At 66.7% G+C, this 8,312-nt stretch carries 10 protein-coding genes and 1 pseudogene; all 11 read right to left on the bottom strand.

The annotated features are described in order from the left end of the window. A partial coding sequence (gene nuoI / locus Q8M88_RS01610) for an NADH-quinone oxidoreductase subunit NuoI (RefSeq protein ID WP_305594417.1) occupies positions 1–332 on the bottom strand: 332 nt, incomplete at its 3' end. 6 nt (positions 333–338) lie between these two features. Then, entirely contained in the window at positions 339–533 is a 195-nt protein-coding gene (locus Q8M88_RS01605) for a hypothetical protein (RefSeq protein ID WP_305594415.1), read from the bottom strand. After that, positions 530–1,606: an NADH-quinone oxidoreductase subunit NuoH gene (gene nuoH, locus Q8M88_RS01600; RefSeq protein WP_305594412.1), complete on the bottom strand. Its 1,077-nt coding sequence runs from the start codon at positions 1,604–1,606 to the stop codon at positions 530–532. Before nuoH ends, Q8M88_RS01605 begins: the two co-directional genes overlap by 4 nt. A gap of 5 nt (positions 1,607–1,611) precedes the next feature. After that, entirely contained in the window at positions 1,612–3,657 is a 2,046-nt protein-coding gene (gene nuoG / locus Q8M88_RS01595) for an NADH-quinone oxidoreductase subunit NuoG (protein WP_305594409.1), read from the bottom strand. A gap of 6 nt (positions 3,658–3,663) precedes the next feature. Next, the gene (gene nuoF, locus Q8M88_RS01590; protein ID WP_305594407.1) at positions 3,664–4,980 is read right to left on the bottom strand and encodes an NADH-quinone oxidoreductase subunit NuoF; all 1,317 of its coding nucleotides are present in this window, start codon (positions 4,978–4,980) and stop codon (positions 3,664–3,666) included. A gap of 5 nt (positions 4,981–4,985) precedes the next feature. Continuing rightward, positions 4,986–5,198 carry a hypothetical protein gene (locus Q8M88_RS01585; RefSeq protein WP_305594405.1) on the bottom strand — a complete coding sequence of 71 codons (213 nt, stop codon included), beginning with the start codon at positions 5,196–5,198 and terminating at the stop codon, positions 4,986–4,988. Next, on the bottom strand, positions 5,195–5,869 hold the full coding sequence (gene nuoE, locus Q8M88_RS01580) for an NADH-quinone oxidoreductase subunit NuoE (protein ID WP_305594403.1): 675 nt from the start codon (positions 5,867–5,869) through the stop codon (positions 5,195–5,197). The genes Q8M88_RS01585 and nuoE overlap by 4 nt, the downstream gene beginning before the upstream one ends. Positions 5,870–5,879: 10 nt before the next feature. Continuing rightward, complete coding sequence (locus tag Q8M88_RS01575; protein ID WP_305594401.1) at positions 5,880–6,212, bottom strand: nuclear transport factor 2 family protein; 333 nt, start codon at positions 6,210–6,212, stop codon at positions 5,880–5,882. Continuing rightward, positions 6,209–7,456, bottom strand: a complete 1,248-nt coding sequence (locus tag Q8M88_RS01570) for an NADH-quinone oxidoreductase subunit D (protein WP_371132610.1) — start codon at positions 7,454–7,456, stop codon at positions 6,209–6,211. The genes Q8M88_RS01575 and Q8M88_RS01570 overlap by 4 nt, the downstream gene beginning before the upstream one ends. Positions 7,457–7,479: 23 nt before the next feature. After that, entirely contained in the window at positions 7,480–8,112 is a 633-nt protein-coding gene (locus Q8M88_RS01565; protein WP_305594397.1) for an NADH-quinone oxidoreductase subunit C, read from the bottom strand. After that, a pseudogene (locus Q8M88_RS01560) lies at positions 8,109–8,312 on the bottom strand (NADH-quinone oxidoreductase subunit B); the annotation flags it as partial. The pseudogene Q8M88_RS01560 and the gene Q8M88_RS01565, both read right to left, overlap by 4 nt.

Here is an 8,312-nt window from a genome sequence, read left to right as displayed (position 1 = left end):
TCCTGGCACAGGCCGCAGTAGATGCATTTGACCATGTCGATGTCGTAGCGGGTCGTGCGCCGGCTGCCGTCGGCGCGCGGCTCGGCCTCGAAGGTGATCGCCTGGGCCGGGCAGACCGCCTCGCACAGTTTGCAGGCGATGCAGCGTTCTTCGCCATTGGGATAGCGGCGCAGCGCATGCTCGCCGCGGAAACGCGGGCTCTGCGGGTTGCGCTCATGCGGATAGAGCACGGTTGCCTTGGGGCGGATCATGTACTTCACCGCCAGCCCGAAGGCGCCGGCGAAGTCCAGCAGCGCCGCGCCCTTAACCGCCTGTCCGATCCGTTCAAACATAACGCGTCACTTTCTCTTGCAGGCGTAGTCGGTCAGCACCTGGGGATCGCCCCCGTTCTGCAATGCCAGTTGTCCGCCCTTGGCGGCGCATTCCTGCCCGGCTCGGCTCAGGCTGTCGTAGTTGGCGACGCCGCCGTCGGGGCTGGCCGAGGCGCAGGCCGTGCATGCGAGCACGAGGATGAAGGCGAACGCCGTCTTCATACCCGCGGCCCGAACACGCGCCAGGCGGAAACCAGCGCCACGGCGACTAACGAGATCGGCAGGAACACCTTCCACCCCAGCCGCATGAGCTGGTCGTAGCGGTAGCGGGGCACGATCGCCTTCACCATGGCGAACATGCAGAAGAAGAAGATGGTCTTCAGGAAGAACCACATGAAGCCGAAGAAGCTGGCCGCGGTGGGCGCCCAGTCAGCCAGGAACGGCGTCGGGAACGGGGCCTGCCATCCACCGAAGAACAGGATGGTGATCATCGCGCACATCAGCACGATGTTCGCGTACTCGCCGATCATGAACAGCAGGTAGGGCGTGGACGAGTACTCGACCTGATAGCCGGCCACGAGCTCGGACTCCGCTTCCGGCAGGTCGAACGGCGGGCGGTTGGTCTCGGCCAGGGCCGAGATGAAGAAGATCACCGTCATCGGCAGCATGACGAAGATCATCGGCAGGTTCGCCAGGCCGCCGCCCAGGAAGTACCAGTTCCAGAAGCCGCCGGCCTGAGCCTCGACGATCTTCTGCAGGTTCATGGTGCCGGACAGCAGGATCACCGTGATGATCACGAAGCCGATGGAGACCTCGTAGGAGACCATCTGCGCCGCCGAACGAAGGCTGCCCAGGAACGGGTATTTCGAGTTCGAAGCCCAGCCGCCCATGATGATGCCGTAGACGCCCAGCGAGGAGATCGCCAGCAGGTAGAGCACGCCCACGTTGAGGTCGGCGATCACCCAGCCGGGCGCCAATGGCACGACCGCCCAGGCGACGAAGGCCAGGATGAAGCTGATCAGCGGCGCCATCAGGAACACCGCCTTGTCCGCGCCATCCGGGACAACGACCTCCTTCAGCACGAACTTGAAGAAGTCGGCGAAGGACTGCAGCAGGCCGAAGGGGCCGACGACATTGGGGCCTTTGCGCATCTGCACGCCGGCCCAGATCTTGCGGTCGGCCAGCAGCAGGAAGGCCAGCGACAGCAGGATCCACACCGTCACGGCGAGGATCTGGCCGACGGTGATCAGCGTCCAGCCGCCCGGCGTCGCCCAGAAGTTGGTTGCACCCTCCATGCGTCCTACTCCGCCGCGATCGCCGCGGGCCCGGCGGCGAGCGCCTGGCATTCGGCCATGGTCACGCTGGCGCGCGCGATCGGGTTGCTGAGGTAGAAGTCACGGATCGGAGTGGCGAACGGCGTCTCAGACAGGTCGCCGGCCGCGCCCAGGCTCGCGAAGTCGAGCCCAGCAGCAGCCTGCGCGCCAGCCACGTAGTCGATCTGGCCGAAGGTCGGATGCTCTTCGAACAGCCGCGACCGGAGCTGGTCGAGTGAATCGTATGGCAGGGTCGCGCCAACCCGGTCGGACAAGGTGCGCAGGATCGACCAGTCCTCGCGCGCCTCGCCCTTCGGGAAAACGGCGCGCGCGCCCAGCTGCACGCGGCCCTCTGTGTTCACATAGAGGCCGTTCTTCTCGGTGTAGGCCGCGCCTGGCAGGATCACATCGGCGCGGTGCGCGCCCGCGTCGCCGTGGGTGCCCAGGTAGACGACGAAGGCGTCGGTGGCCGAGAGGTCGGCCTCGTCGGCGCCCAACAGGAACAGTACGTCCAGGCCCCCGGCGGCGGTCATCTGCGCAGCTGTCTTTCCGCCCTCGCCCGGCGTGAAGCCCAAGTCCAGGCCGCCCACGCGAGACGCAGCGGAATGCAGTACGTTCCAGGTCATGCCAAAGCTCTTGGCCAGTGCCGCGGCGGCTTGAACGACGGCGCCGCCGTCGTCGCGAGCCAGGGCCCCTGCGCCCAGGATGATCGCCGGAGCCTTGGCGCCCTTCAGCATCTCGACGAACTCACTGGATGAGTTGGCCAGCGACGAGAGCGCGGCCGGGCCTGCGCCAAGGTGCTCGTAGCCATAGGTCAGGTCCGCCCGCTCGCCGATCACGCCGACCTGCAGCGCACCGGCCAGCCAGCGCTTGCGCAACCGCGCGTTCAGCACCGGCGCCTCGGCGCGCGGATTGGTCCCGACCAGCAGGATCACGTCGGCGTCTTCGATCCCAGCCAGAGTGGAATTGAACAGCCAGCTCTCACGCGGGCCGTCGCCCAGCGCCATGCCGTCGGTGCGGCAATCTAGGTTCGCCGAGCCCAGGCCGCGGAACAGGTCCAGCGTGGCCTTCATCGACTCCGCGTCCTGCAGGTCGCCGGCCAAAGCGCCGATGCGCTCGGGCGATGCGGCGCGCAGCCTGTCGGCCACCAGATCCAAGGCCTCATTCCAGGTCGCGGGGACCAGCTTGCCGCCACGCCGGATGAACGGCCGGTCCAGCCGCTGGCGGCCCAAACCGTCGATGGCGTAGCGGGTCTTGTCGCTGATCCACTCCTCGTTGATGTCCTCGTTGATGCGCGGCAGGACGCGCAACACGGCGGGCCCACGGGAGTCCACGCGGATCGAGGCGCCCATGGCGTCCATCACATCGACGGTCTCGGTCTTTTTCAGCTCCCAGGGCCGGTAGTTGAACGCCCAGGGCTTGTGGGTCAGCGCGCCCACGGGGCACAGGTCGATCACATTGGCCGACAGCTCGCTGGCCACCGCCTTGTCGAGGTAGGTCGTGATTTCAACGTCTTCGCCGCGCGAGATCAGACCTATGTCTGGAACGCCGGCGACCTCGGTGATGAAGCGGACGCAGCGCGTGCACTGGATGCAGCGGGTCATCACCGTCTTGATCAGCGGACCCATGTACTTCTCTTCGACCGCGCGCTTGTTCTCGCCGTAGCGCGAACCGTCGCGGCCATAGCCCATGGCCTGGTCCTGCAGGTCGCACTCGCCGCCCTGGTCGCAGATCGGGCAATCCAGCGGGTGGTTGATCAGCAGGAACTCCATCACCCCCTGCCGGGCTTTCTTGACCATCGGGGTGTTGGTGAAGATTTCCTGGCCCTCGGCCGCCGGCAAAGCGCAGGAGGCCTGCGGTTTCGGCGGGCCTGGCTTCACCTCGACCAGGCACATGCGGCAGTTGCCGGCGATCGACAGCCGCTCGTGGTAGCAGAAGCGCGGAATCTCGGCGCCGCCGAGCTCGGCCACCTGCAGCACGTTCATGCCCGGCTCGAACTCGACCTCGACCCCGTTGACCTTGGCTATGGGCATCTGGGGCTACTCCGCCGCGACCAGTGTGGCGCCCTGCACGTGGGGGCGCCCGGCGCGATAGTTGTTGATGCGATCCTCGACCTCGCCGCGGAAGTGGCGGAACAGGCCCTGGATCGGCCAGGCGGCCGCGTCGCCCAGGCCGCAGATGGTGTGACCCTCGACCTGGCTGGCGACGTCCAGCAGCATGTCGATCTCGCGCATCTCGGCCTCGCCCGAGGCCATGCGCTCCATCACCCGCCACATCCAGCCGGTGCCTTCGCGGCACGGGGTGCATTGGCCGCAGCTCTCGTGCTTGTAGAAGTACGACAGCCGGGCGATCGCCTTCACCAGGTCGGCGTCCTTGTCCATGACGATGACCGCGGCGGTGCCGAGGCCCGACTTCATGTCCTTCAGCGAGTCGAAGTCCATCAGCGCGGTCTCGGCCATCTCGGCCGTGATCAGCGGCGTGGAAGAGCCGCCCGGGATCACCGCCTTCAGGTTGCCCCAGCCGCCGCGGATGCCGCCGCAGTGCTCTTCCAGCAACTGGCGCAGCGGGATCGACATGACCTCTTCGACCACGCAGGGCTTCAGCACGTGGCCGGAGATCGCCATCAGCTTGGTGCCGGTGTTGTTCGGCCGTCCGAAGCCCGCGAACCACTGCGCGCCGCGCCGTAGGATCGACCCGACGGTGGCGATGGTCTCGACGTTGTTGATGGTGGTCGGGCAGCCGTAGATGCCCGCGCCGGCCGGGAATGGCGGTTTCAAGCGCGGCTGGCCCTTCTTGCCTTCCAGGCTCTCCATCAGCGCGGTCTCGTCGCCGCAGATGTAGGCGCCGGCCCCATGCGTCACATAGAGGTGGAACGGCCAGCCGAAGAGGTTGTCCTTGCCGATCAGCTTGGCCGCATAGGCCTGGGCGATCGCGGCTTCCAGGTGCTCGCGTTCCTCGACGTATTCGCCACGGATGTAGATGTAGCAGGCGTGCGCGCGGATCGCGTAGCTGGCCACCAGGCACCCTTCGATCAGCAGGTGCGGATCGTAGCGTAGGATCTCGCGGTCCTTGCAGGTGCCGGGTTCGGACTCGTCGGCGTTGACCACCAGATAGTGCGGCCGCTCGCCCTCCTGCTTGGGCATGAAGGTCCACTTCAGGCCGGTGGCGAATCCCGCCCCGCCGCGCCCGCGAAGGCCCGAGTTCTTGATCTGCTCGCACAGCCATTCCGGGGTCTGCGCCAGCATGGCGTCGACCGCGTTGTAGGCCCCCCGCCGCTTCGCCCCCTCCAGGCCCCAATCGTGGAGACCGTAGAGGTTGGTGAAGATGCGGTCCTTGTCTTCCAGGATGCCGACCAAGACCCCTAAACTCCCTTGTTCGCGCGACGGAAGCCCACGATGAACCAGATCTGGGCGGCGAACCCGACGCCCAGCGCGGCCATGAAGGCCCATTGCATCCAGCCGACGCCCTGCATGAAGAAGCCGATGGCGGCGGCCCCCGCGATCAGCGCGCAGACACCGTCGATCGCCAGCATGACGATCAAGCGGCGCTTCATGGCCTGCATCTGCTCGGTCACGCCGCCGGCTCCTTCGGACCCTCGACGGGCAGGTTCGGCAGCGTCAGCGCCTTCGCCGGCGAGCCGTCGTACAGCGCGGGATCGGTCAAGGTGAGCGGCCCGCCCTCCGGCGCCGAATTCTGCCGGCCGATGGCGGACCCCGGCTTCGGCGGCGACCCCGCGGCGAACTGGTCCAGCAGGGCCTCAAGCGCCGCCGGCGTCAGATCCTCGTAGTAGTAGTCGTTGATCGCCGCCATGGGCGCATTGGCGCAGGCGCCGAGGCACTCGACCTCCTGCCAGTAGAACTTGCCGTCGGCGCTGAGGTGATCCTTGCCGCCGATCCGCGTCTTGCAGACATCCATCAGTTCGCCCGCGCCGCGCAGCATGCAGGGCGTCGTGCCGCAGACCTGGACGAGCGCGTGGCTGCCGACCGGCTCCAGCATGAACATCGTGTAGAAGGTGGCGACCTCGTAGACGCGGATCACCGCCATGCCGAGCAGGCTTGCGACCTCGCGGATCGCCGGCTCCGAGACCCAGCCCTCCTGCTTCTGGACGATCCAAAGCAGCGGGATCACCGCCGATTGCTGGCGGCCGGCGGGGAACTTGGCCATCCACCAGCGCGCCTTCTCCAGGCTTTCCGGCGAAAAGGCGAAGCCGTCCGGCTGGACGGTGGATAGGCGGCGGACGCTCAAGCCTTGGCCCTCACTTGGCGAAGTCGACGCGGGCGATCTTGCCGTCCGCGAACGTGTAGATGGCGGCGACCTCGAAGGTCTCTCCGCCCGGTTTGCGCACGACGCGCTCGTGGTCGATGACGCTGGCGCCCAGGACGATCCGCGCGAGCAACTCGGCTTTGTTCTGCGGAAAGTCCGCGAAAGCCTTGGCGTAGCGCGCCCGATAGGCCTCGATGCCCTGCGTGGTTACGGCGCCGTTCAGATCGGCGACCACCACGTCAGGCGTGAAGTAGGCGCAATAGGCGTCCAGGTCCTGGGCGTTGTAGGCGTCGAGCTGGCCCTGGACGATCTCCACGGGGCTCAACGGTCGATCTCCCCGAACACGATGTCCAGCGAGCCCAGGATGGCGGAGACATCGGCCAGCATGTGGCCGCGGTTCATCCAGTCCATCGCCTGCAGGTGCGGATAACCCGGCGCGCGGATCTTGCAGCGATAAGGCTTGTTCGAGCCGTCGCTCACCAGATAGACGCCGAACTCGCCCTTGGGCGCCTCGACGCAGGCGTAGACTTCGCCCTCGGGAGTTCGATAGCCCTCGGTGAACAGCTTGAAGTGATGGATCAGCGCTTCCATCGAACGCTTCATCTCGCCGCGGCGGGGCGCTGCGATCTTGTTGTCCTCCGACAACGACGGACCTGGCGTCTTCAACAGCCGCTCGCACGCCTGCTTCATGATCTTGGTCGATTGGCGCATCTCTTCCATGCGGCAGAGATAGCGGTCGTAGCAGTCACCGTTCAGGCCCAGCGGGATATCGAATTCGAACTCGTCGTAGCACTCGTAGGGCTGGTTGCGCCGCAGGTCCCAGGCGATGCCCGACCCGCGGAGCATCGGACCGGAGAACCCCCAGGCGATCGCCTCCTCGCGCGTCACCTTGCCGATGTCGACGTTGCGCTGCTTGAAGATGCGGTTGTCGGTGATCAGGCCTTCGATGTCGTCGCAGACCTTGGGGAAGTGGTCGCACCAGCGGCTGATGTCGGCGATCAGCTCCGGCGGCAGGTCCTGGCGCACGCCGCCGACGCGGAAGTAGTTGGCGTGCATGCGCGCGCCCGACGCGCGCTCATAGAACACCATCAGCTTCTCGCGCTCTTCGAAGCCCCACAGCGGCGGGGTGAGCGCGCCCACGTCCATCGCCTGGGTGGTGACGTTGAGCAGGTGGTTCAGGATGCGGCCGATTTCGGAGTACAGCACGCGGATCAGCTGGGCGCGGATCGGGACCGTCACCCCCAGCATCTTCTCGATGGCGAGCACATAGGCGTGCTCCTGGTTCATCGGAGCCACGTAGTCGAGGCGGTCGAAATAGGGGATCGTCTGGGCGTAGGGCCGCGCCTCGATCAACTTCTCGGTGCCGCGGTGCAGCAGTCCGATGTGCGGGTCGACGCGTTCGACCACTTCGCCGTCCAGCTCCAGCACCAGGCGCAGCACGCCGTGCGCGGCCGGGTGTTGAGGGCCGAAGTTGATGTTGAACTTGCGGACCGGGGTTTCGCCACGGGCCTCGTCGACCACGCCGATCTCCGTCGTGACCGGAGCCGACACGCTGGTCTCCGTGGCGATCGTTTCGGGGTGCGCGTCGCCGGTCACTTGGGGGCCTCGCCACTCGCCTTTTCGTCGCCGGGAATCGCAAAGCCCCGCTCCTCGCCTTCCCAGGGCGAGAGGAAGTCCCAGTTGCGCCACTCGACGGCCTTCACCGGCTCATAGACCACGCGCTTGAGCTCATCGTCGTAGCGCACCTCGACATAGCCCGTCATCGGGAAGTCCTTGCGCAGCGGATGACCGTGGAAGCCGTAGTCGGTGAGGATGCGGCGCAGGTCCGGATGGCCTTCGAAGAACACGCCGTACATGTCGAAGGCTTCCCGCTCGAACCAGTCGGCGCACGGGAAGACGCCGGTCGCGGTGGCGACCGCGGTGTCCTCGTCGGTCTGGATCTTCAGGCGCACGCGGCGGTTCAGGTTCAGCGACAGCAGGTGGTAGACCACATCGAAGCGCTTGGCGCGCTCGGGTCGGTCGACGCCGCACAGGTCGATCAGCTGGTTGAACTGGCAGTCCGGCGCATCGCGCAGGAAGCTCAGCGCCTCGACGATGCGCGCCGCCGGCCCGTTCAGCGTCAACTCGCCGAACATCAGCGAATAGCTGTCGATTGCCCCGCCGGCGCCGGCGACGATCGCCTGGCCCAGGCTCTCGAGTTCATCGTGGGTCGCCGGCCAGGTCATCGTTCGATGGTCCCGGTGCGGCGGATCTTCTTCTGCAGTTGCAGCACGCCGTAGACCAGCGCCTCGGCGGTCGGCGGGCAGCCGGGCACGTAGATATCGACCGGCACAATGCGATCACAGCCGCGGACCACGGAGTAGCTGAAATAGTAGTAGCCGCCGCCGTTGGCGCATGAGCCCATGGAGATCACGTAACGCGGCTC

It is taken from the genome of Phenylobacterium sp. (assembly GCF_030693805.1).
Lineage (GTDB): Bacteria > Pseudomonadota > Alphaproteobacteria > Caulobacterales > Caulobacteraceae > Phenylobacterium.
The sequence above is the reverse complement of the archived record's forward strand: the minus strand, read 5'-3'. Positions and strand labels throughout refer to the sequence as shown.

Coding starts and splice junctions, on each gene's coding strand:
- Q8M88_RS01605 (WP_305594415.1), bottom strand. CDS start 533: ATGAAGACGGCGTTCGCCTTCATCCTCGTGCTCGCATGCACGGCCTGC.
- nuoH (WP_305594412.1), bottom strand. CDS start 1,606: ATGGAGGGTGCAACCAACTTCTGGGCGACGCCGGGCGGCTGGACGCTG.
- nuoG (WP_305594409.1), bottom strand. CDS start 3,657: ATGCCCATAGCCAAGGTCAACGGGGTCGAGGTCGAGTTCGAGCCGGGC.
- Q8M88_RS01565 (WP_305594397.1), bottom strand. CDS start 8,112: ATGACCTGGCCGGCGACCCACGATGAACTCGAGAGCCTGGGCCAGGCG.